Genomic DNA, 21,221 nt, shown 5'->3' on the forward strand with positions numbered 1-21,221 from the left:
CGATAACATTATTGAGTATAATTATTAAAGGGAAGCATTTATGAGCACTGTCTGGGATAGTGTGCAGCTTGCACGCCACGCCAAGCGTCCATTGTTTATGGACTATGTCAATCAGCTGTTTACCGAGTTTGATGAATTACATGGCGACCGCGCGTTTGCCGATGACAAGGCCATCGTAGGTGGTCTGGCGCGTTTTGAGGGTCAGCCTGTGATGGTCATCGGTCAGCACCGTGGCCGTAGTACGCGTGAGCGTATCGCCCATAACTTTGGTATGGCCAACCCCGAAGGCTACCGTAAGGTCATTCGTTTGGTAAAAATGGCCGAGCGGTTTAATATTCCGGTGATGACCTTTGTCGATACCCAAGGCGCGTATCCAGGAGTGGGCGCAGAAGAGCGCGGCCAAGCACAGGCCATCGCGGAGAGTATCGCGGTCTTCTCTAGCCTACAAGTTCCTATCATAGTGACCATCATCGGTGAAGGCGGCTCAGGCGGTGCGCTGGCCATCGGCGTGGGTGACAGGGTCAATATGCTACAAAACAGTATCTACTCGGTCATCTCACCTGAAGGCTGCGCTTCTATCTTATGGAAGACTGCCGAAAAAGCTCAAGACGCCAGTGAAGCGTTAAAGCTAAATGCGGTAAACCTGCATCAAATGGGTCTGATTGATGCGGTCATTGAGGAAGGTGAGGGCGCGCACGTACAGCCGCAGCCTGTCATGGATGCGCTAAAGTCCTTGCTCACTGAGCAATTAAAAGCGCTCAATGAGATGGATGTTGAAACCCGCTGCGCGCTGCGTTATGAAAAGCTCAAATCCTTTGACTCTGAAGTGATGCTGCCTTGCTGATTTGTTGATGAGTCATATCGCAAAATAAAAGTGTTAAAATAAAAACGTGTCATTGTATGGCGCGTTTTTTTATGCATAGGTGATTTATAAGAGGTGGTCTATAAGATTTTGAGCCAATAAATTATCCAATCATCTAAGCGCTCAGACATTCTCCGCTACTTTTTAACTACTACGATTTAAACACTTTAAAAAAAATAACTTTGCATTGAGCGACTTGATCGCCATGTATCTGACGTATTTGGATTTACTATAATTAACAGCACAATTTCTATACGACGTACATATGTCAAGGCTCATGATATTTTGCTTGCTGTAAACAAGGCTGATTATGACCAATAGCGCAATTATTCCCTCTCCTATTAAGCCAATAGCGACGCGACCGATTGATGAAGGTTTGGCGCAGGCATTGCTGAGTAGTCTGACAGAATACAGCGCGCAGCTGCATGGCCGGCGCGTCTGGCTGGCCTGTAGTGGTGGGCGAGACTCTTTAGCGCTGGCGGCGCTGTGTGTCCAGCTATATCATCACGGCCGCTTGCCGTTTTTGCCGCAGTTACTGCACGTCGATCATGGTCTGCAAGCAGATAGCGGCGTCTGGGCGCAGCACGTCGCACGTTGGGCCACCGCGCAAAATCTGCCTTGTCAAATCTTGCGCGCACAGGTCAAAGGTCAAGACGAGCAGGCAGCACGGCATGCCCGCTATAAGGTGATGCGCGCCGTACTCAACACCGACGATGTACTGCTGCTTGCGCATCACGCTAATGACCAAGCCGAAACGATACTGATGCGGCTGATACAAGGCGCTGGGGTCAATGGGCTATCAGGTATGCAGCCGTGGCGCACGCAGACACAAGGTGGACGGCGCAACGCACTGTGGCGGCCATGGTTGACCGCCAAACGTAGTACGATCAGCCGTTATGCGCAGCGTCTACAACTCCCCTATATTGATGACCCAACCAATGAGGCAGGGGATAACGTCCGTAGTGGTCTGCGCCGCGATGTCATGCCAGTTTTGGCCACGTACAACCCAAACGTCATTGATAATATCGCCCGTAGCGCCCAGCTATTAAGTGACGCGCAATCCATCCTCAATGATCAGGCAGTAGCGGATCTGCAGCGGGTAGCAGTCAGTGATTTGCAGCTCGCGTCCGCCCAGCGGGTACTAGATACAGCAGCGCTAAACACACTGCCGCCATACCGTCAGCGCCAATTGCTGCATCATTGGCTTACTCAAGATGAGCCGTTGCCACCCACAAAGCAGCTGGTAGATGCGGTATTTGGCCTTAGCCGGCGTCAGGACTCTAACCACCAAACCGCGCTTTTTTGGCAAGCGGGTCTACAGTCTTACGTCATTCGCCGTTATCGTCAGCGGCTGTATCGTATAAGTAGCGACTGGCTGGATTGGCTGACGTTACCGCTGGGTAAGGTGGAGCATGTCATCTCTGATCTGACAGCTGAGGTAGCTGGTACACCTGCTATCAGACCGCAGCCTATCTTGATGACATTACGCAGTGACACACATTTCGTTTGGCAAGCCAAGATTTGGCCTCATGCTTTGGCTGCTTTATTGGGTGGTGACAGAAGCGGCAGTGCTATGTTCAGTAAGGACATGTTAAGCAAAGACACGCTAAGAGATAATCTTGCCAATCATCAGGGTGCAATGCGTCTCTCGTTTGCGCCGTTAGCGCGGCAGCAGCGCGTGCGCACGGTGTCCATGCCGCGAGCACAAGCGGGCAAAAAACTATATCAAACGCTGGGCATACCAGTATGGCTGCGGGAAAGCTTGGTGATAGTAAGCGTCGACTTTAGCCATTCAAAAGACGGGCAAGACGATCTGATCGAAAACGCAGCTGCCGTGCCTATCTTATTGTTGTCGCCTTTTGATTGTTGGATATTGCACACAGATATCATGCGCGTAGAGAGTAATCATCCAGCGGCGCTTGATGAGATAGCTGAGGGTATCGTCAGTCAGATTATGATACAAAAAGCGCGCTAGACAACAAAGCCAGCAACACCAAAGCTGCGCCAAAATCCGTTCAGATAGAGGCGATCACTCTATCAGTCAATGAGGCGTCAAGCGGGAAAGCAAGCCGCTGAATTTATCAAACGATGCCAGTAGCAGTATGGTAAACTGAGTGTCATTTTCCCTAGCAGTATGTTAGTTTGAATACTTTTGGATTTTTGCGTAGGAGACAAGTATGTCAGTGTTAGATAATAAAAAAATCAGCTTTATCGGTGGCGGCAACATGGCGCAGGCTCTGATTAGTGGGCTTGTCAGCTGTGGTGTGGAGCCAAGCTTGATTACAGTTGCTGACCCTAGTAGCGAGGCGCGCGAGCAGCTATCTGCTAAAGGATTAAACACTGTCGACCCAACCGCCGATGCTACCGCTGCTGTTATCGGTGCTGACATCGTGGTATTGGCCGTCAAGCCGCAAGTGATGAAAGCGGTGGTGAGCGGCTTTGCCGATGCGCTAGATCAGCAGCTGGTGATTTCGGTCGCCGCAGGTCTGTCGACGGCTTTATTGACAGACATGCTCGGCGGCTATAGCAATATCGTGCGCGCGATGCCAAACACACCGGCGATGATTCAGATGGGCGCGACTGGCTTATATGGTACAGACACTATCTCTGCAGAACAAAAGCAATTGGCAACGGCGGTGATGGAAGCCTCAGGGCTAGTCATGTGGGTTGATGATGAAGCACACATGCATGCGGTCACGGCCGTTTCAGGCTCAGCGCCTGCTTATATGTTTTACTTTATCGAGTCGATGGTTGATGGTGCAGTCGCGCTGGGGTTGGATAAAGAGCAAGCGTCAGCACTGGCCATGCAGACCATGCTAGGCGCGGCAAAAATGGCGATGAATAGTGATGACGCACCAGCCGAGCTGCGCCGTAAGGTGACCTCGCCAAATGGTACGACGCAAGCGGCTGTCGAGTCTATGCAAGCCAACGAGATTGGTCGTCAAATCATTGAAGCCATGCAAGCCTGCTACGATCGCAGCCAAGCGCTGAGCGAAGAGATGAGTAAATAATCGCTGACTACTGTTTCTCTATCTTGGGATATGTCAGGCATGATGGCATATCTCATTTATAATCAAAAAACGCCTGATAAAGACATTCGTCTTCTTAAAATCCGTTAATAACGTCACATTGAGTAGCGCTTCATGAACAACATGTTATTTCAAATCTTTGATTTGGTCACCACTTTCGCCATGATGTTGGTGTTTATTCGTTTTATGCTGCAGTTTGCTGGTATGGATGCTCGTAACCCTATGATTGCCCCTGCCTATAAAGCGACCCATATCGTCGATGTGTTTGGGCGTATTTTTCCGACCGTCGCGCAAGGCCGTATCAGCATCGCTGCCATTGTACTGATGTTTTTGATTCGTCTGATCGATATCTCTGGCAAAGCTGCCTTAATGCATAAAGGCATTGCGCCGGTGCCGTTGTTTTTTACGGGTACCACCAGCTTATTATTAGACTTTTTACGTATGTGTCGCTACTTGGTCATCGGCTCTATTATCGTCAGCTGGATTGTGGTGTTTACCCAGTCTCAGCATCCGATTATCGGTATTATCATCAGTCTGGCCGAACCTATTTTGGCACCGTTTCGCCGCATCACGCCAAACTTAGGCATGCTTGATTTGTCACCGATGGTGGCTTTTTTGGCGTTTTATTTACTCGAGATATTCATCGGTGGTTTGGCCGCCAGCTTTATGCCAATGCTGGGCTAACACTAGGACGCTGCGCTGTTAATTAGCCTTAGTAAAGGGCGCTCTATCGATATAGAGCGCCCTTTTTATATGTGTTTATTGGATATGTGAATAACTGACAAAACGATTGGGTATCAATTGGGCTGCGTCATCGTCAGGGTGCGGGACATCAGCGGCGCGTAACGTCTGAGTGATCCAATTATCTGCCGCTTTGACGGCGTCAATCAGCGCATCGCCCACGGCTAAGCGTCCAGCGATAAAGCTGGCAAGCGAGCAGCCAGAGCCATGAAACTCGCCTTTTAGGCGTGGCAAGATACTCTGATGTACCATCTCACCATTGATATACAGGTACTGCTCGATATCGCCGCTGTCGAAGTCATGGGAGGTTTTTACCAAGACGGCATGGGTGCCTTGCGCACACAGTTTTTTTGCAGCGACATGTAGGTCTTGCTCGCCGCTTAGCGCACGCAGCTCATGTGTATTGGGTGTGATTAAGGTGGCGTAGGGGAGTAGCTTGCGAAAGGCGGTGACCAAGGTCTGCTCATCGCCCAAGCTGCCGCCGCTATTGGCGACCAGCACAGGGTCTAAGACAAACGGCGTGTCAGCGTCGATGGTTTGCTTGGCAAACAGCTCTGTGAGCATAGCGATATTGTCAGTGGTGCCAAGCATGCCAGATTTGATGGCACGGACCGGCAGATCTTCGAGCACGGCGACGGCTTGATCATTGACCAAACTGGCCGCGCATGCCTCAAACCCAAACACCTGCTGCGAGCTTTGGATGGTGATGGCGGTACAGGCGATGGCGGCATGGGCGCCGGCCTGGCCGATGGCCTCGATATCCGCTTGTAGTCCAGCGCCGCCTGAGGGGTCCAATCCTGAAAAACACAGTACCACGGGTCGCATAATATATCCTTTTATTTATAAGAGTGATCAGAAAACTGATAAATACTATAGCCAGCCAATAAGCAAAAAGCCAGTATCAGCATAGCGTTAACCTGTTTTAAATAAGTAGCGCTCTACAGACATAAAAAGTGCCAGTTTTGTGTTGTATAGATTGTAATTATGGCAGGTGGTTCCTTCAAACAAACCAGCCTATTGCAGCCTAAGGGATAGGGGGTATCTGATGTATAGATTTGGGCAGTATTGTTGGTCACAATGAGCGATAAAAGCATTTAAATCAATAATTATCATAAAAGCGAGATTAAATATGCCGACAAGGCTTGCAATTCGTTTTGGCTTTGTTATAATACTCGCCCACGACATAAGACGTATCGTTAGCATCGATACTGTATTTGTAAGACTGTTATTGCACAGTATTATAAGTGTCTTACTTCGTTCGGTGAAGTGGGTGAGTGGCTGAAACCAGTTCCCTGCTAAGGAACCATACGTGTAAGCGTATCGAGGGTTCGAATCCCTCCTTCACCGCCATTTATTTTGTTGTTATAATAGTGCTAACGCAGTATATCGACGATAAATGATTTTTTAGCGATGACTTCAAAAAATAATTTGAAATTATCTTAATAAATCAGTTGACACAAGCGATATTATCTATATAATGACCAACCTAATTTACTGCAATTGTTATTAAACACTGTAGTGAATGATATGCAAAATACGCGCCTGTAGCTCAGTTGGATAGAGCACTTGGCTACGAACTAAGGGGTCGGGAGTTCGAATCTCTCCAGGCGCACCATTTGCATACTAGCTTACCTTTTTAAAGTTTAAGCAAAACCTAAAATAATCGCCTGTCCTATGACATTTTGGCGATTTTTTTGTGTCTGTCATTTTTATACCTATCATTTACGCACAATACATACCAAGTAGCACGTGGCGGATACGTCTTTAATCATCAAAGGTACGATAAGCGTTTGAATTACGGTACAATAGCGCTACTATTCACTGCTTGCTATGAGCTTGTATCATGTCAAAGAGTTTATCCAAACGCCCGCCAAAAACTGCGCCTAAATCCTCTGCACCCAAATCATCTTCGTCCGGTGCGCCTGTGCAGCAAGACCCAAATGAAGCCCCTAGCATTGCCAAACCCTTAACTCGGGTGGTGGCGATTTTGTATGATGGCATGCTGATTTTGGCGCTGTTGTTTTTGGTCGGTACGGTATTGACGGTGATTGGGACTTTGCTGACCATGGAGACTGGCACCGAATCGTCGCAAGCGCAGTCGCTACCGACTTGGTATCAAAACCTTGTCATGACGCCGGCCTTTGTTTTGACCTTGGTGGCGTTTTATGGGATATTTTGGCGACGCGGCGGCCAGACCCTTGGTATGCAGACATGGCGGCTAAAGACCGTCAACAATGCTGGGCATTTATTGACTTGGGGGCAGTCATTTAAACGTATATTGGCGGCTTGTTTGATGCCGTTGCTGTTTGGTGTCATCGGTAGCCTGATCGGTGGTTCGCGCACGATTATGCTAACCAGTGCGTTCTTGGGTTTAATTTTTAATTACGTGTTTTGTTTGTTTAATCGCCGCGGTCTTGCCGTACAAGATATGCTCTCAAACTCCATTACTCTTAAGATGCCAAAAGTGGCGCATGAGGGACTATGGCGCGGTTTTAAAAACCGTAAGAAAAATCAATAACTGTGAGCTTGTATAGTCGATTTTAAATAAAACAGATACATTATATGTCAACGTGGAACGGGTATACATTTTCCTTGCGTGCTGTGCCTGCGCCGCTCGATGCTGCGTAAAATTTATCCCAGTCTCACTGTATCGTTTTTATACTGAACTCACTATATGATAAGCGTCATTTGTACCGCTTATCATACAGGGGGGATAAAGCGCTGGCAGTTAGCACACCTACCTCAATATCATCTTCTCTCTACATGTTGACGGTTTGCATCAGCCACAGTGTGTAGCCGACAAAAAACAGCATCAACGCCGCACCTGAGCCTCGGCCAAAGGGGTGATGTCTGATAAAAGCGGCGCCGCACAGTACGACAAGTAGCAGCGTAATCGCACTCATCGCCAGCACATCACGCGACAAAATAATCGGACTGGCGCTAATCGGAGCGATGACTGCTGCCAGACCCACCACACCTAAAGTGTTGAAAATATTAGAGCCGATGATATTGCCCAGTGCCATATCATGCTCGCCTTTGCGCGCCGCTGATAGACTGGCCACCAGCTCAGGCAAAGACGTGCCGACGGCGACGATGGTCAGACCGATAATCAGCTCGCTCAATCCCCATAGTGTCGCCAACTCTACTGCGCCCCAGACAATGGCGCGCGAGCTGGCCACCAGCATGGTCAGTCCAAGGAACAACGCCGACAAACCACGCAGCAAGCTTGGCTCACTATCTGCTGCGCTCAGCGCGTCATCCACTGCGCGGTGCTCTACAATCTTATTATCATCAACCTTATGTGAGCTGCCTTCTCGCACACTCAGCACGATTTGGATGCCCAAGACCACGACCAATAGTGCTAAGAGTACCAGTCCGTCAACGATACTCAGCTGCCCGTCACGCAGCTGCCACGCGGCCAAAGCAGTAATGATGAATAATATTGGCAGATCGCGTTTTATGATGCCTTTATGGATGATTATGGGGCTTATTAGGGCAGTTGCGCCCAGTACCAAGGCGATATTGATGATGTTTGAGCCATAGGCATTACCCAGCGCCAGCTCCGGACTGCCTTCTAAGGCGGCCAGTACCGACACCACCATTTCGGGTGCAGAAGTGCCAAGACCCAAAATAATAACCCCAATCAAAAAACTGGGTACATTGAGTTTTTTTGCCAGCGCCGTGGCACCATCAATAAAAACGTCTGCACTCCATACCAAAATAGCCAAGCCGATCAATACAGCAATAACTGCCAACCACATCAGTGTCTTTCCTTATCAATGAATCATAACATCAAACTCAAAAAACACGCTAAGCTCTGTCAAGGCGTCACAACTTGTCAAACCATTAAAACTAGGTTTATCTACAAAGTAGCTGGCAGGTATTGTCGAGCGCCGCTTGTTTCTAAGTTTGGATAAAAATATAAATGTGCCAGATAAAAATGGCACAAAAAAAGCTGAATCCTCTGTAGAGTCAGCTTTTACGTACGATAATCATATATATGCCCTGACGGCTGACAGCGGTAATGCCTGATATGGGTCAGCAGCGCTTAGAGCGTCAGGCGCTTAGGCCACTTGCACAGGGATGATATTGGCGGTGTCTTTTACCGTGTTGTCTTCGTTGCAGTAGACCAGTTTTGGCTGGTGGGTCGCAGCTTCTGCTTCATCAAAGTGCGCATAAGCACAGATAATGACGATATCGCCTAAGTCTGCCATATGAGCAGCCGCACCATTTAATGAGATGATACCAGAGCCTGCTTCGGCACGAATCGCATAAGTGCGAAAACGCTTGCCATTGGTGACATTATAGATGTCGATTGATTCGTTTTCGTGCAGACCGGCGAGGTCCAATAAATCACCATCGATACCGCATGAGCCTTCATAGTGCAGCTCGGCATGAGTGACGCGGGCACGGTGAAGTTTGCATTTGAGCATATTAAGTAGCATAAGGTGCTTCCTTAGTGAAACGAATATTAAAAACAGATTAAATGAGCGAAATCAAAAGGTTAATGGGGATGATTTTGCAAAAATAAAAGGCTGGCGCAATTTTATAGCATTATTCTGGTAATTTAAAGCTATTGATTTGTGAACGGGCTTTTTCGATATCGCCGCCCAACAGCAATGGCAACGCATCAAACGCGGCGCTCAGAGCACTGTCGATGGCAATTTGCTCATCAGGTGAGGCCTTTGAGAGGACATGTCCACTGACCTTAGATTTGTGACCTGGATGCCCGATACCGATACGCAGTCGATGAAAGTCGTTGCCGATATGCGGAGTGATATCGCGCAGACCGTTATGGCCGCCATGGCCGCCATTGGTTTTGAGCTTGATACTACCCGCTGGAATATCCAGCTCGTCGTGCGCGATCAACAGCTCATCGTTGTCGATGCCATAAAAGTTGACCATCGGAACCACTGATTGACCTGACTTGTTCATAAAGGTCGATGGCATCAGCAAGCGTACATCGGCGCCATAAATCTGTCCGCGTCCCGTTATCCCATGAAACTTTTTGTCAGGAGAAAGGGCGATATTGAACTGCTGCGCCAAATGATAGACAAACCAAAATCCTGCATTATGACGCGTAAACATATACTGCTGACCGGGATTACCAAGACCGACAATAAGCTTTATGGCCATAAAAACATCCTGCTTAAATATGATAAATGAGCGTAAGGTTGGTCGTGCTGTCGTTTATGTCTGACAGCACTGTGATGCTTAAACCCTACTTACAAAAACAGCAGGAGATATACATCACCTGCTGTTTTTTTTGACGAAACGAACCTATCAGCAGGTCGACGGCATAGTGCCACGACCTAGCGGTCGTTTCTTATTCGTCGTCTTCGTTTTCAGCGCCTTGCTCGGTCGCAGGTACATCAGCTGCATCAACTTCGTCAGCATCTTCGTCAACTTCTTCAACCGTTGGTGGCTGCATGTTAACGATAGTACGGTCGTGTGCATCTTCCATATCAAGTTCGAAGATGATAACGCCTTCTGGTAGTTTGATGTCTGATAGACGGAATAGATCGCCGATTTCCATGCCTGATACGTCAACTTCTAGGTATTCAGGTAGTTGTGATGGTAGGCAAACGATTTCGATGTCAGAGACTAGGGTAGACAAGATACCGCCAGCTTTTGTACCTGGTGCTTCTTCACGACCAGTGAAATGCACAGGAACATTCATGTTGATCTTATGACCTTTTACAATGCGCTGGAAATCAGCATGCATTGGGAAGCCTTTAGCTGGATGGCGTTGTAGGTCTTTGATAACGACCTGATGCGCTTCACCATCGACATTTAGCGTCAAGATGTGTGAGAAAAACGCTTCAAATTCAAGAGACTTAACCAGCTCATTGATTTTGATAGAAACCGCAGTTGGCTCTTCGTCACCACCATAGATGATAGCAGGTACTAGGTTCTGCTTACGTAGGCGGCGGCTCGCACCTTTACCTTGCTGTTCTGCAGAACGGGCAACTGCACTTAGTTCGAAATGATTAATACTCATGGATACAATCCTATAAAAAGATAAATGAAGTGTCTGGTCATAAAAAAGTGGATTTGCGACCAATCCACTAATACGTGATGAAAGCTCGATGACCGGTCATCAGTGATGCTGACAACCAAAAAACCGAGCAATATGTTTGCTGTCATCGTTTACTGACAAATATCAGCAAAAACCTATCTGACAAATGTGATCAGCACTTTTAAAGATGCCAACCATCAAATATCACACAAACGGTCGGCATAGGCGCGCATTATACGTGGTTTTGTAGCAACAATAAAGACCTACGCAAAATGCGAACATAAAAAAACAGCGCCATATCATCAAATATGGCGCTGTTTTTTTTATATCAGGTGTCCGTGTAGCTGTATGTGCAAACCGCCACTGACACAGAAGTCGTTAGGCGTCAAACATGGCGCTGATAGACTCTTCGTTATTGATGCGGCGTAAGCTCTCAGCGAGCATCGGTGCGATACTGACTTGGCGGATTTTGCTACAAGATTGAGCAGCAGGAGACAATGGAATGGTATCAGTCACGACCACTTCATCTAGGGCTGACTCAGAGATGTTTTTTAGCGCATTACCCGATAGTACAGGGTGAGTGATGTAAGCCAATACGCGGCGCGCGCCGTTTTCTTTTAATGCTTCAGCGGCTTTGCATAGGGTGCCTGCGGTATCGACCATATCATCAACGATGACGCAGTCACGATCACGCACATCACCGATGATGTGCATCACTTGCGACTCATTGGCACGGGCACGGCGTTTATCGATAATCGCCATGTCGGTGTCGCCCAATTGTTTGGCCATCGCACGAGCACGTACCACACCACCAACGTCAGGAGATACCACCATAATGTTGTCGTAGTCTTGTTTTTGTAGGTCATTTAACAGGACAGGGGTGCCGTAGATGTTGTCGACAGGGATGTCAAAGAAACCCTGAATCTGATCTGAGTGCAAATCTACGGTCATGACGCGGTCGATACTGACGATATTTAGCATATCGGCGACGACTTTGGCTGAGATAGGGACGCGAGCTGAGCGTGGACGACGGTCTTGACGGGCATAACCAAAGTACGGCATCACTGCTGTGATACGGCCCGCACTAGAGCGACGAAGCGCATCCGCCATCATCATGATTTCCATCAAATTGTCGTTGGTCGGTGCACAAGTCGGCTGCATGATAAATACGTCTTTACCGCGCACGTGCTCTTTGATTTCCACGGCAATTTCGCCATCAGAAAAACGCGTGATGTCAGCTTTACCAAGAGGAATGTGTAGGTGGTCGGCGACGGTTTTCGCAAGTTCTGGATGGGCGTTGCCCGTAAAAATTGCCAAATAAGGCATGACTGAAGTCCTATTTATTGACTCAAGCAGCGACCACTAAGCAGTGTCTAACTGCCCAAATAAAGAAAAGAGTGGTGAAAGTAATTATAGACTACTAAGATAGTAAAAAATGGCAGGGGTAGCTGGACTCGAACCAACGGATGTCAGGATCAAAACCTGATGCCTTACCAACTTGGCTATACCCCTGTAATGTCTAGGCAGGACGAGCGCTGAATGCTAACAAAGTATTAGCTAGGCTTCGCTACCTATCAACCGTCTAAGACGGTGTTCCCTAGCGGTGTCCATTGCGAACTATACCGAAATTGGGAAGGTGTTGTCAATTGCTATCACTAGCAATCCAAACTAAAAATGGCAGGGGTAGCTGGACTCGAACCAACGGATGTCAGGATCAAAACCTGATGCCTTACCAACTTGGCTATACCCCTATTGTGGCGACCTATTATAAGTAAATTTTTAGATTTTGCAAGTCATTTGCGCCTTTTTCTGGTATTTATTCAAAATTTTTGCACTCGATTTTTTATATAGTCGATTCTAAATAAAATAGATACATTATATATCAACGTGAAGCAGGTATAAATTTTTCTGACGTACTGTTGTGATACTTTTTTTAAATACAGTTACGTAGTCTCCATCGGCGTAGCGCGCAAGGAGTATTTATATCAGCCGCCCTAGTGTGTATAGGAAAGCCGCCGCTTTTGGGACGTAGCCTGTACTCTGATAGCGCAATTATAAGTTATCCACCAAGTGAGCAGGACAAGGCGCATTTGCCAGCCATTTTTTTATCAACGCCTTATCGGTAGTAATACTGGCATCCAATGGCAAAAACACCGCACTACCAGAGCCGGTCATCCGTGCTGTGCCCAATACTTGTGTCTCTAATCCTTGCAAATAACTCAAGGCCTCTGCAACCGCAGGAGCGAGGCTCGCTACCACTGGCGTAAACACATTATGATAGGGCGTATTCAAATTTTGAACATAATCATTGGATTGATTTTTAATCGTATCAATCGATAGAGGAGCGATATCTCGCTGTAGTTTGGGGTGAGCGAATAGCTCAGCAGTATTGACATGCGCTTCAGGCGTCAAGACTAAATACTGCTGGTCAGGCAAATTGATGGCAGTTAATTTTTCACCAATACCCTGCGCAATCGCGTCCTGACCAAAGATAAAAATCGGCACATCTGCGCCTACTGTCGCACCGATGTTTATCATCTCATCTTGGGAGAAGTTAAACGCCCATATCTCATTAAGTGCCAGCAGTGTCGTCGCCGCATTAGAGGAGCCACCGCCCAGCCCTGCGCCCATGGGTAAGTGTTTGTCCAGCTCAATCGTCACTGGCGCAAGCTGCTTGGGTAGCTTGTTTGACGCTATGGCCGCGGCCAATAAAGCGCAGGCCGCCTGAAAGATCAGATTGTCCGTGACATGGCTGGTGATGGCTTCTGCGCCTGTCAGCCTTAATAGTCGCTCACATAGCTGATCGATCGCTAAAGTGCTATCGATGTCTACTAGGCCATCTACAAGTGAGAAATGCAAATAATCGCCCCAATCGAGCAAGCGAAATACGGTTTGCAAATCATGATAGCCATCAGCACGCTTGCCAGTGATGTGCAAAAACAAATTGAGCTTGGCAGGTGAGAGACGAGCCATCGTAGAAGCAGATGATGCTGCTATATTTTCAATCATATGTTTTCAATCATGTTTTTTCATCATAAGGTACAGTCATAAAAAGCTATCTTAATGAGCCATGATAGCTTTTAAAAGGCGATCCATTATTGATACCTGATGGATTAATGATTAATCGTCATCACCACTTTATTGCCCTGTGGCTGCACAGCACTGATTTTACTAGGGAGCTTGTCTGAGCCTTTATAAGTAAAGCTAGCTGTCCACTTACCATTGACCGAGCTTATCAGGCGGTTTTGTGCATCGAGCTTGGGCGCGCTGTCTGAGGGCGCGGGGCGACCAGATATCCAGTAGGGTATTTGCGAGATAGGCGCTTGCCAGCCAGTGGCTTTTTGTAATAGTTCCTCAGGATCATCAGCGGTCAAAGTACCGGTTTTTTCGCTGACCAAGGTGGCCGTCTGACCATCGTATTCGATATTGGTTTTGCCAATACCGAGCGCGCCGATTAGTTCAATAGCAAAACGATCGTTTTCTTGTCCCCACGCATAAAACGCACTACCGCCTTGCGCGCCGCTGCTGTCGCTGGCAGGCGTGGTCACGCCAATCTTGCCGGTGATGTTAAAGCTCTCTAGCTTTTTGGGCTGATCTGCGTTTTGAGCTTGTATCATGGTGCCTGATTGATGGCTAGTATTGGCAGTTTTTAGAGACTGACAGCCAGAGGTGATGGCAAGGGTAGCCGCCATCGCTGTCAGCAGGGTCAGCTTTTGCGATTTAGCTTTAGACTGAAACTTAGATTCGCACTTGGATTTATATTTGGATTTAAACTCGGCAGAGAGCTGAAAAAAAAGGGTGGCAACTGGCATAAAATATCCTCAAAACAAACAAATTTGCAAAAATAATAATTTTGATCAAAGGCTAGCTTAAGCGCTATTTGTTACTCGCTTATACGCGGCTGTTAGCTTCTTATAAGTGCCTTGTAACCTGTACTCCGCACCCCGCTTTTGCACAGACTCTAATACAGTTGTATGCGGTCGCTGATATTATGCTGACCGAATGAAAAGCGCTTCTGCAAGTCGGCAAGCAAAGCCTCGACTTTGGCGTTATTGCCCAGGCCTTGATAGGCACGTAGCAACAGCGTGCCTGAGCGTAAGGTCGGAAAGACATCATAAGGCGTCTGTAGATAGTCGATGACTTGCTGATAGCGTTGGTTGGTCAAGGCGTTACTTGCCAATATGTTGAGCGCTTGCAAGTGCAGCTCGTTGTCGTAGCGCGGATCATCATAACGAATTTGGATGATGTCGGTCGCCAAGGCCAAGCCTTGCTCAGAGTTTGGCTCATTGGCCAAGAGCAGCTGGGCATAACTTAGCTGATAGGCCAGATTGCTCGGATCGAGCGCGCGCAGATGATTGAGCAAGGTGCGTTTGACGATATAGTCGTTTTTATCATCGAGGAGCTGAGCGCGAGCAAACAATATCATCTCATTGTCAGGGTATTTACGCGCTGCCCGAGTCAACAGCCGTAGCGCTTCATCCGGCTCGTTTTGTTGCCATAAAATATCGGCCTGCATGACATAAGTGTCAGGGGCAAAGACGCTAAATTGTTTGCGTAGTTTTTCTAAAGTGCTGATGGCGGCAGCGACATCGTCATCAAGTAGCTCAAACGCCACCACCTTTCGACGTGCCTCCAATACCAAGTCTTCTTGCATCACGGCATTGAGATAGTATTTGGCTTTATCAAACTGCTGCTGGCGCTCAGCACTGATACCGAGATAGTAATAAGCTTGGTCAAGGTAAGCGGGGTTTTTGGCAAGCAGATTGAGTAGATTATCCGCACTTGCATATTGCTCAATATCCAAGCTCACCAGTGCTGCTAGCAAGGTAATCTCAGCATCATCATTAAAACGATTATGTGCGTCAAGCAGTAACTTCCAAGCCTGCTCGCTTTGTTTTAAGTCTAATAAGTAGCGAATCTCGTACAGGTACAAACTTTTGCTGTCAGGATTGCGCAGGCGCGCTTGGCTAAGGTAATTGGCCACGGTTTCGGCGGTGACGATTTTGCGTAAGATATCTGCCTTTAGGGTAATAAAAGGCACATAATCAGGCTGGCGTGCCAGCGCACGGTTGATATGTACAATAGCAATCTCAGGCTCATTAAATTGATAGAGCAGGCCTGCCTTTAGTACCGATAATGACGCATTTTGCGTGCTATCGAGCGGCTGAAGCGCGGCGAGTAGATCGCGTTTGTCAGCATCAGTATTGGGATAGATACCGATTAACATCTCGCTTAAGTCGGCGCGTGGGTCGTAGCGTAAGATGCGGTTTAGTGTCTCGCCTGCCAAGACGTAATCGTGTGCGCGCAGTGCCAAATGTGCGACATAAAACCAAGCAGGCACGTGATCGGGGTTTTGCTCTTGCCACGTTTTGGCAAACTGTAACGAGTCGCCCACACTCTCGTTTTGTAAAGACAAACTCAGTGCCCGCTCAAAGACAGCGGTGGCATCTTCTTTAAAAGATTGTTGCTTATAGATCGTAATCGCACGTTGTTTGTCATCACGATCCGCAGCAAATTCTGCTGCCAAAAGCGCGTACAAGCTTGGCTCGCTTAGCTCAGGCTGCCAGATACTAGCAGGAGCCAAGCGCTGCACATCGACAGTCTCAGGCAGTCTTTCGCCGGCGCTGTTTTGCTGGTTTTCTACCTTCGCTGGGATATCGATAGCACTGGCGTGCACAGGGGCAGATAGGCACAGACAAACAGCCAACGATAGCGTTAGCCGATAGCGTTGGCACAAGCGCTCTATAATGAGGTTTAATAAAGCGCGTAGGCTCAATCGCTCATCAAGTGCTGGCGGTGCCCGAAATAATGACCCAAAAAAAATCATAAATAGCTGTGTTCGCCCGATAGTGACTGCCTAATCCATAGGTAGCGTTTAATAAGGGGTGGTTCGTCAGGTTAAGATGCGTTTTCAATGATGCAGGCTGAGATGAAAACTTAGGGTAACACTCAGATGAAAGCGCCTGTCAAACATTATAAGAGTAGAATGACAAGATAAACAATAGCAGCCGTGTTACTCATATCTGAGCAATCATCATTCTATTGATAGGCTATGACTGATACTTGTTTTAAGCATAAGTTATTTTGCTAGAACTTTATACAAATAGCTATGCTGACCAGAATACTGTGGAAATATAACAAGTTAGGCGACACTAAGCGAATGATTTATGGTGATCTTAGCGACTATTTGCCAAAACATATTCATTGATTTTATCAATCATATCGGTAGTTGATTTGTTACATTTGCGACCAGATACAGAGATATCGCTATCATAGATGGGTGAGTGTTAATTAACGCCAGCAATAATGATATAATAAGCGGTTTTTAGGGTCTTCCTTTCAGCGCTGTCGTCAAAAACTGTCTTTTAAAAATAATAAGATAGCGTGAGTGGGCAGCTAGGCGTCATGTTTATGGTCTATCGATAATGAGATTAGTGGTCATCGGGGTCAATCACAAAACTGCACCAGTCGCTCTACGAGAGCGCTTGGCGCTTGTTGGTGACGATGTGAGTGTCGCACTCGAGCAGTTAGAGGCCTTTACCGATGGCAGCGTGATCGTCTCGACCTGCAATCGCACCGAGATTTATGCACTGGTACCGCAGCCTGCAGAAAGCGAGCCTGCCCAGTCTGCAACCAACGCCACCACGACCACCAGCACCACTCTATCGGCCGCCGCCATTAGCGCTCATATCATTAAGATAAAAACATGGCTGGCTGAGTTTAAGCAGCTGCCACTGGCCGAGATTGAGTCTCATCTATACGTGCACCGTGACACCCATGCTCTAACGCATTGGCTGCGAGTGGCCGCAGGTTTGGACTCGATGATCTTGGGTGAGCCGCAAATCCTTGGTCAAATCAAACGTGCCGTTCATTTGGCACAAGACCAAAAAGCCTTGAGTAATCAGCTCGGCTGGATTGTCGATCAAGTCTTTGCCGCGGCCAAACGCGTGCGAAATGAGACCAAAGTAGGCGCGCAAGCGGTGTCGTTGAGCTTTGCTGCGGCCAAACTGGTCACGCAGATATTTGATGATTTGCCCAGTCGGACGCTATTGGTCGTTGCCGCAGGGGAGATGAACCGCTTGGTGGCGACGCATATCGCAGGGCTGGGTGTGGGGCGAGTGATTATCTGTAATCGCAATCCTGAGCGCGCCGAAGCCTTGGCGGCCGAATTGCGCCATCCCAATCGCCGCGTCGAGGTCAGAGCACTCGCGGAGCTGCCGCAAGTGCTGGGCGAGGCCGATATTGTCAGTAGCTGTAGTGGCAGTATGGATGTTCTCATTGATAAAACCATGACGCTACAGGCACTCAAACGCCGTCGTTATCAGCCGATGCTGATGATCGACTTGGCAGTACCGCGCGACATCGACTCGACCATTAGCCGTATCGATGATGTATATCTGTACTCGGTCGATGATTTGCAGCATGTGATCGCAGGCAATATCGAGCAGCGCAGGCAGGCAGCTGTCGATGCCGAGTTGCTGGTCAGTCAGTTGGTCGTTGAGATGGATCGCCGTTTTCAGGTCCGTCAAGTTGGCAAAGACATCCAGCAGTATCGTGCCCGTACTCACGATCAGGTGGACAAGCTGCTACAGGCTTCTATCGCCAAGCTACAGCAAGACAATGCTGATCCCGAAGATATCCTCACCGAGCTGTCACGTCGTCTTACCCAAACGCTGACCCACGCACCATCCAAGCTCATGCGCAAAGCCGCCCGCCAAGGCGACAGTGAGCTGCTGGATTTTGTGGTCTCTGGACTCCAAGACGCCCACCGCCGCCGCTAAATGTCTTACTCGCCCGTTCACTAAACACGGGTTGGTTTTTTGGTAGATTACCCCCTATAATCAATGGGGCGAAAAACACAGGTTATACCCATCCAAAAATCCGACAACGAGCAAGGAGCATCCCATGACTGCCTTACGCCAAGATATCGATCCAAACGGTCTATTAGAGTATTCAGTGGTTTATACTGACCGTGCCCTTAACCATATGTCAGAAGTCTTTCAGCAAGTGATGAATGACTTATCGAGCGACCTAAAATCTGTCTATAACGCTGACGCCGTCGCTATTGTTCCAGGCTCTGGTACTTATGGTATGGAAGCGGTAGCCAATCAGCTGGCCAAAGATCAAGACTGCTTGATCATTCGCAACGGTATGTTTAGTTATCGCTGGACGCAAATTTTAGAAAAAGGCAATCTTGCCAAATCCTCTACGGTATTAAACGCCCAGCGCGAAGATAGCGACGCGCCAAAGCCTTTTTCACCGGTCGATATCGATGAAGCGGTCGCTCAAATTAAAGAGACCAAGCCTGCCATGGTGTTTGCCCCGCACGTTGAAACCTCAGCCGGTATGATTCTGCCTAATGACTATATCAAAGCTTTGAGCGAGGCCACTCATAGCGTTGGCGGCTTATTGGTCATTGACTGTATCGCCTCAGGTTGTGTCTGGCTCGATATGAAAGCGCTTGGTATCGACGTGTTGATCAGTGCGCCGCAAAAAGGCTGGAGTAGTACGCCTTGCGCCGGGCTTGTGATGATGAGCGATGCGGCCGTCCAGCGCGTAGAAAATACAGAATCTAATAGCTTTAGTCTGGACTTAAAGAAGTGGTTAGAGATTATGCGCGCTTATGAGAATGGTGGTCACGCTTATCATGCGACAATGCCAACCGATAGCTTGCGCCAGTTCCGCGATACTATTACAGAGTCTAAAAAGATCGGTTTTGATAAACTATGCGATGCGCAGTGGCAGCTAGGTAACCGTGTCCGCGAAGTACTACAAGCTAAAGGCATCGAGAGTGTCGCAGCTGAAGGCTACCACGCACCAGGTGTGGTGGTATGCTACACCGACCGTGATGATATGCATAAAGGTGGCGCTTTCGCCGAAGCTGGCGTACAGATTGCCGCTGGCGTGCCTTTGAAAGTAGGCGAGCCTGATAGCTTCAAAACGTTCCGCGTAGGACTATTTGGTCTCGATAAGTTAACCGATATCGACGGTGCGGTTCAGCGTTTTGAAAGCGCTCTTGAGCAAGTAGTAGCAGAGCAGTCTGCTTAATAGCTACTTTGGCGCTTACAGACTCCATATTGGAGAATATAACCGTCAATAACCCAAGCATTTAAAAATACTGAGCCTGGTAATGCAGTCGCTCAGTATTTTTTTAGCTATTTATTATATTTTAATATATAATGTTTTTATATAAAACAAAGTAGCTTTTGGATCTCTCATGATGGGTATACAAATAGATTGGCAAGTTTTCACACCTATTTCATTGGTAGGCGGCCTCATATTAGGCGTAGCGACGGTTATCTTACTCTTAGGTATTGGCCGTATAGCCGGTATCAGCGGTATTACTTCAAGCCTGCTACAGCCAAAGCGCGTCGAGATGTGGCAAGTACTGTTTATTGCAGGTTTAGTTCTCTCGCCTTTACTCTATAGGGTGTTCAAACCTTTACCTGATATAGAGGTTACGACCTCTTTACCGCTGCTGATTGCAGCAGGGTTGTTAGTCGGCTTTGGTACGCGCTTAGGCTCAGGTTGCACGAGTGGTCACGGCATCTGCGGTAATGCGCGCTTGTCGCCGCGCTCGATGGTAGCCACAGCGACTTTTATGGCGTTTGGCATCATCACCGTGTTTGTCGGCCGGCAAGTATTGGGCTTGATTTAAATGGCTGTTATGGCTAGAGGTTTTGAGAAAAAGAAAATAAATAGTGAGAATGAACTATGCTAAAAAATATCATCGGCTTACTAACAGGACTGCTGTTTGGCTTAGGACTGCTGATATCGGGTATGACCGATCCGGTTAAGGTGCAAGGGTTTTTAGACGTCTTTGGCGCGTGGGATATCTCACTGGCCTTAGTGATGGGCGGCGGCCTTGCTGTCGCAATCGTTGGGGTGCAATGGGCTCGGCGGCAGCGCAAGAGCTGGGTAGGCGATGAGATTGAGATACCGACCAAAACTAAGGTTACCAGCAAGCTTGTCATCGGCGCGATGCTGTTTGGTATCGGTTGGGGCCTTGTCGGTATCTGTCCTGGGCCCGGTGTCGTACTATTAGGCACGGGGCAATGGCAGGCCTATGTGTTTATTCCTGCGATGCTAGTTGGGATGCTGGTATTTCAGTGGCTTGAGCCAAAGATGAATTGATAGTTGCGCTTGGTCATATCGCAATCTGTTGATAATAAAAAGCTCAGCCTAAGACAAGTAGGGCGTGTCCCTAATTCAAGCATTTATGACTAAATGGGCTAAAAATGGCTAAATCTTTGGCAAACGGTGTCAAATAGCTGGTCAATATCTTGATATTACCTGCGCTATTTTCCTTGTTTGCCTGCGATTTATCTCACTTTTATCACTATTTTTAAAATAGGGACACGCCCTGGGCTGAGCTTTATTATTTAGTGTTAATAAGTACTTATAGTTAGCTGAATATAAAACTGTTATGGATTTAAACGCGCTACTGGTATAAATTTTACTTGCGTGCTGCGTTCCCAGAGGCTGCGCAAAATTCATCCCAGTAGCGCTATGACATTTTTAGAGTGTATCGACTATATCACTAATAAATACTTAGCATCAATAAGTATTC

18 protein-coding genes and 4 tRNA genes are annotated in these 21,221 nt (G+C 47.8%); 11 read left to right on the forward strand and 11 right to left on the reverse strand.

The annotated features are described in order from the left end of the window. Positions 1-40 precede the first annotated feature (40 nt). The 4 genes from ACNFVB_RS02020 (at position 41) to ACNFVB_RS02035 (ending at position 4,575) form a co-directional block, all read left to right on the forward strand. Positions 41-844, forward strand: coding sequence for an acetyl-CoA carboxylase carboxyltransferase subunit alpha (locus tag ACNFVB_RS02020; RefSeq protein WP_075102213.1), 804 nt, complete (start codon positions 41-43; stop codon positions 842-844). Positions 845-1,172: 328 nt separating this feature from the next. Further along, entirely contained in the window at positions 1,173-2,837 is a 1,665-nt protein-coding gene (gene tilS, locus ACNFVB_RS02025) for a tRNA lysidine(34) synthetase TilS (protein WP_430737917.1), read from the forward strand. A gap of 202 nt (positions 2,838-3,039) precedes the next feature. Further along, positions 3,040-3,873 carry a pyrroline-5-carboxylate reductase gene (gene proC, locus ACNFVB_RS02030; protein WP_105244638.1) on the forward strand — a complete coding sequence of 278 codons (834 nt, stop codon included), beginning with the start codon at positions 3,040-3,042 and terminating at the stop codon, positions 3,871-3,873. A gap of 132 nt (positions 3,874-4,005) precedes the next feature. Further along, positions 4,006-4,575 (forward strand): YggT family protein, encoded by a 570-nt coding sequence (locus tag ACNFVB_RS02035; protein WP_105244639.1) that lies wholly within the window; start codon positions 4,006-4,008, stop codon positions 4,573-4,575. A gap of 75 nt (positions 4,576-4,650) precedes the next feature. Here the strand turns inward: ACNFVB_RS02035 and ACNFVB_RS02040 are convergent, their stop codons facing one another. Further along, on the reverse strand, positions 4,651-5,457 hold the full coding sequence (locus ACNFVB_RS02040) for a hydroxymethylpyrimidine/phosphomethylpyrimidine kinase (RefSeq protein ID WP_430737918.1): 807 nt from the start codon (positions 5,455-5,457) through the stop codon (positions 4,651-4,653). A 435-nt stretch (positions 5,458-5,892) separates the two neighbouring features. On the opposite strand from ACNFVB_RS02040, the gene ACNFVB_RS02045 reads away from it, so the two are divergent. The 3 genes from ACNFVB_RS02045 (at position 5,893) to ACNFVB_RS02055 (ending at position 7,150) form a co-directional block, all read left to right on the forward strand. Then, positions 5,893-5,982 (forward strand) — tRNA-Ser (locus ACNFVB_RS02045). 188 nt (positions 5,983-6,170) lie between these two features. After that, a tRNA-Arg gene (locus tag ACNFVB_RS02050) sits at positions 6,171-6,247 on the forward strand. A gap of 228 nt (positions 6,248-6,475) precedes the next feature. Beyond that, positions 6,476-7,150, forward strand: a complete 675-nt coding sequence (locus ACNFVB_RS02055) for an RDD family protein (protein ID WP_430737919.1) — start codon at positions 6,476-6,478, stop codon at positions 7,148-7,150. A 241-nt stretch (positions 7,151-7,391) separates the two neighbouring features. Here the strand turns inward: ACNFVB_RS02055 and ACNFVB_RS02060 are convergent, their stop codons facing one another. From ACNFVB_RS02060 to ACNFVB_RS02105, 10 genes are all read right to left on the reverse strand, one after another. Beyond that, complete coding sequence (locus ACNFVB_RS02060) at positions 7,392-8,393, reverse strand: calcium/sodium antiporter (protein WP_430737920.1); 1,002 nt, start codon at positions 8,391-8,393, stop codon at positions 7,392-7,394. Between the two features lie 303 nt (positions 8,394-8,696). Continuing rightward, on the reverse strand, positions 8,697-9,077 hold the full coding sequence (gene panD / locus ACNFVB_RS02065) for an aspartate 1-decarboxylase (protein WP_274632973.1): 381 nt from the start codon (positions 9,075-9,077) through the stop codon (positions 8,697-8,699). Between the two features lie 109 nt (positions 9,078-9,186). Further along, positions 9,187-9,768 (reverse strand): aminoacyl-tRNA hydrolase, encoded by a 582-nt coding sequence (pth, locus tag ACNFVB_RS02070; protein WP_430737921.1) that lies wholly within the window; start codon positions 9,766-9,768, stop codon positions 9,187-9,189. Positions 9,769-9,958: 190 nt separating this feature from the next. Then, on the reverse strand, positions 9,959-10,633 hold the full coding sequence (locus ACNFVB_RS02075) for a 50S ribosomal protein L25/general stress protein Ctc (RefSeq protein WP_288999181.1): 675 nt from the start codon (positions 10,631-10,633) through the stop codon (positions 9,959-9,961). 396 nt (positions 10,634-11,029) lie between these two features. After that, complete coding sequence (locus ACNFVB_RS02080; protein ID WP_058367921.1) at positions 11,030-11,977, reverse strand: ribose-phosphate pyrophosphokinase; 948 nt, start codon at positions 11,975-11,977, stop codon at positions 11,030-11,032. A 110-nt stretch (positions 11,978-12,087) separates the two neighbouring features. Then, a tRNA-Gln gene (locus tag ACNFVB_RS02085) sits at positions 12,088-12,163 on the reverse strand. Positions 12,164-12,326: 163 nt separating this feature from the next. Further along, positions 12,327-12,402, reverse strand: a tRNA-Gln gene (locus ACNFVB_RS02090). Positions 12,403-12,703: 301 nt separating this feature from the next. Next, a complete protein-coding gene (gene ispE / locus ACNFVB_RS02095; RefSeq protein ID WP_430737922.1) occupies positions 12,704-13,660 on the reverse strand; it encodes a 4-(cytidine 5'-diphospho)-2-C-methyl-D-erythritol kinase in 957 nt (318 codons plus the stop codon). A 104-nt stretch (positions 13,661-13,764) separates the two neighbouring features. Further along, positions 13,765-14,463, reverse strand: a complete 699-nt coding sequence (gene lolB / locus ACNFVB_RS02100; RefSeq protein WP_430737923.1) for a lipoprotein insertase outer membrane protein LolB — start codon at positions 14,461-14,463, stop codon at positions 13,765-13,767. A 149-nt stretch (positions 14,464-14,612) separates the two neighbouring features. Continuing rightward, positions 14,613-16,478: a tetratricopeptide repeat protein gene (locus ACNFVB_RS02105; protein WP_430737924.1), complete on the reverse strand. Its 1,866-nt coding sequence runs from the start codon at positions 16,476-16,478 to the stop codon at positions 14,613-14,615. A gap of 598 nt (positions 16,479-17,076) precedes the next feature. On the opposite strand from ACNFVB_RS02105, the gene hemA reads away from it, so the two are divergent. The 4 genes from hemA (at position 17,077) to ACNFVB_RS02125 (ending at position 20,785) form a co-directional block, all read left to right on the forward strand. Next, positions 17,077-18,432 carry a glutamyl-tRNA reductase gene (hemA, locus tag ACNFVB_RS02110; RefSeq protein WP_430737925.1) on the forward strand — a complete coding sequence of 452 codons (1,356 nt, stop codon included), beginning with the start codon at positions 17,077-17,079 and terminating at the stop codon, positions 18,430-18,432. A gap of 124 nt (positions 18,433-18,556) precedes the next feature. Continuing rightward, positions 18,557-19,699 carry an aminotransferase class V-fold PLP-dependent enzyme gene (locus ACNFVB_RS02115; RefSeq protein WP_430737926.1) on the forward strand — a complete coding sequence of 381 codons (1,143 nt, stop codon included), beginning with the start codon at positions 18,557-18,559 and terminating at the stop codon, positions 19,697-19,699. A 172-nt stretch (positions 19,700-19,871) separates the two neighbouring features. Beyond that, complete coding sequence (locus tag ACNFVB_RS02120) at positions 19,872-20,309, forward strand: YeeE/YedE family protein (RefSeq protein WP_430738453.1); 438 nt, start codon at positions 19,872-19,874, stop codon at positions 20,307-20,309. A 56-nt stretch (positions 20,310-20,365) separates the two neighbouring features. Next, positions 20,366-20,785, forward strand: a complete 420-nt coding sequence (locus ACNFVB_RS02125; protein ID WP_430737927.1) for a DUF6691 family protein — start codon at positions 20,366-20,368, stop codon at positions 20,783-20,785. Positions 20,786-21,221: the final 436 nt, after the last annotated feature.

Origin of the sequence: Psychrobacter sp. VH5 (assembly GCF_050572635.1) — a bacterium.
Taxonomy (GTDB): Bacteria; Pseudomonadota; Gammaproteobacteria; order Pseudomonadales; family Moraxellaceae; genus Psychrobacter; species Psychrobacter celer.

What these genes read in the sequence shown, in the direction of transcription:
- proC (WP_105244638.1), top strand. Translation starts at nt 3,040, where the DNA reads ATGTCAGTGTTAGATAATAAAAAAATCAGCTTTATCGGTGGCGGCAAC.
- ACNFVB_RS02080 (WP_058367921.1), bottom strand. Translation starts at nt 11,977, where the DNA reads ATGCCTTATTTGGCAATTTTTACGGGCAACGCCCATCCAGAACTTGCG.
- ACNFVB_RS02115 (WP_430737926.1), top strand. Translation starts at nt 18,557, where the DNA reads ATGACTGCCTTACGCCAAGATATCGATCCAAACGGTCTATTAGAGTAT.
- pth (WP_430737921.1), bottom strand. Translation starts at nt 9,768, where the DNA reads ATGGCCATAAAGCTTATTGTCGGTCTTGGTAATCCCGGTCAGCAGTAT.
- ispE (WP_430737922.1), bottom strand. Translation starts at nt 13,660, where the DNA reads ATGATTGAAAATATAGCAGCATCATCTGCTTCTACGATGGCTCGTCTC.
- ACNFVB_RS02075 (WP_288999181.1), bottom strand. Translation starts at nt 10,633, where the DNA reads ATGAGTATTAATCATTTCGAACTAAGTGCAGTTGCCCGTTCTGCAGAA.
- ACNFVB_RS02035 (WP_105244639.1), top strand. Translation starts at nt 4,006, where the DNA reads ATGAACAACATGTTATTTCAAATCTTTGATTTGGTCACCACTTTCGCC.
- ACNFVB_RS02020 (WP_075102213.1), top strand. Translation starts at nt 41, where the DNA reads ATGAGCACTGTCTGGGATAGTGTGCAGCTTGCACGCCACGCCAAGCGT.
- ACNFVB_RS02055 (WP_430737919.1), top strand. Translation starts at nt 6,476, where the DNA reads ATGTCAAAGAGTTTATCCAAACGCCCGCCAAAAACTGCGCCTAAATCC.
- ACNFVB_RS02125 (WP_430737927.1), top strand. Translation starts at nt 20,366, where the DNA reads ATGCTAAAAAATATCATCGGCTTACTAACAGGACTGCTGTTTGGCTTA.
- ACNFVB_RS02105 (WP_430737924.1), bottom strand. Translation starts at nt 16,478, where the DNA reads ATGATTTTTTTTGGGTCATTATTTCGGGCACCGCCAGCACTTGATGAG.
- tilS (WP_430737917.1), top strand. Translation starts at nt 1,173, where the DNA reads ATGACCAATAGCGCAATTATTCCCTCTCCTATTAAGCCAATAGCGACG.
- lolB (WP_430737923.1), bottom strand. Translation starts at nt 14,463, where the DNA reads ATGCCAGTTGCCACCCTTTTTTTTCAGCTCTCTGCCGAGTTTAAATCC.
- ACNFVB_RS02040 (WP_430737918.1), bottom strand. Translation starts at nt 5,457, where the DNA reads ATGCGACCCGTGGTACTGTGTTTTTCAGGATTGGACCCCTCAGGCGGC.
- ACNFVB_RS02120 (WP_430738453.1), top strand. Translation starts at nt 19,872, where the DNA reads ATGGGTATACAAATAGATTGGCAAGTTTTCACACCTATTTCATTGGTA.
- hemA (WP_430737925.1), top strand. Translation starts at nt 17,077, where the DNA reads ATGAGATTAGTGGTCATCGGGGTCAATCACAAAACTGCACCAGTCGCT.
- panD (WP_274632973.1), bottom strand. Translation starts at nt 9,077, where the DNA reads ATGCTACTTAATATGCTCAAATGCAAACTTCACCGTGCCCGCGTCACT.
- ACNFVB_RS02060 (WP_430737920.1), bottom strand. Translation starts at nt 8,393, where the DNA reads ATGTGGTTGGCAGTTATTGCTGTATTGATCGGCTTGGCTATTTTGGTA.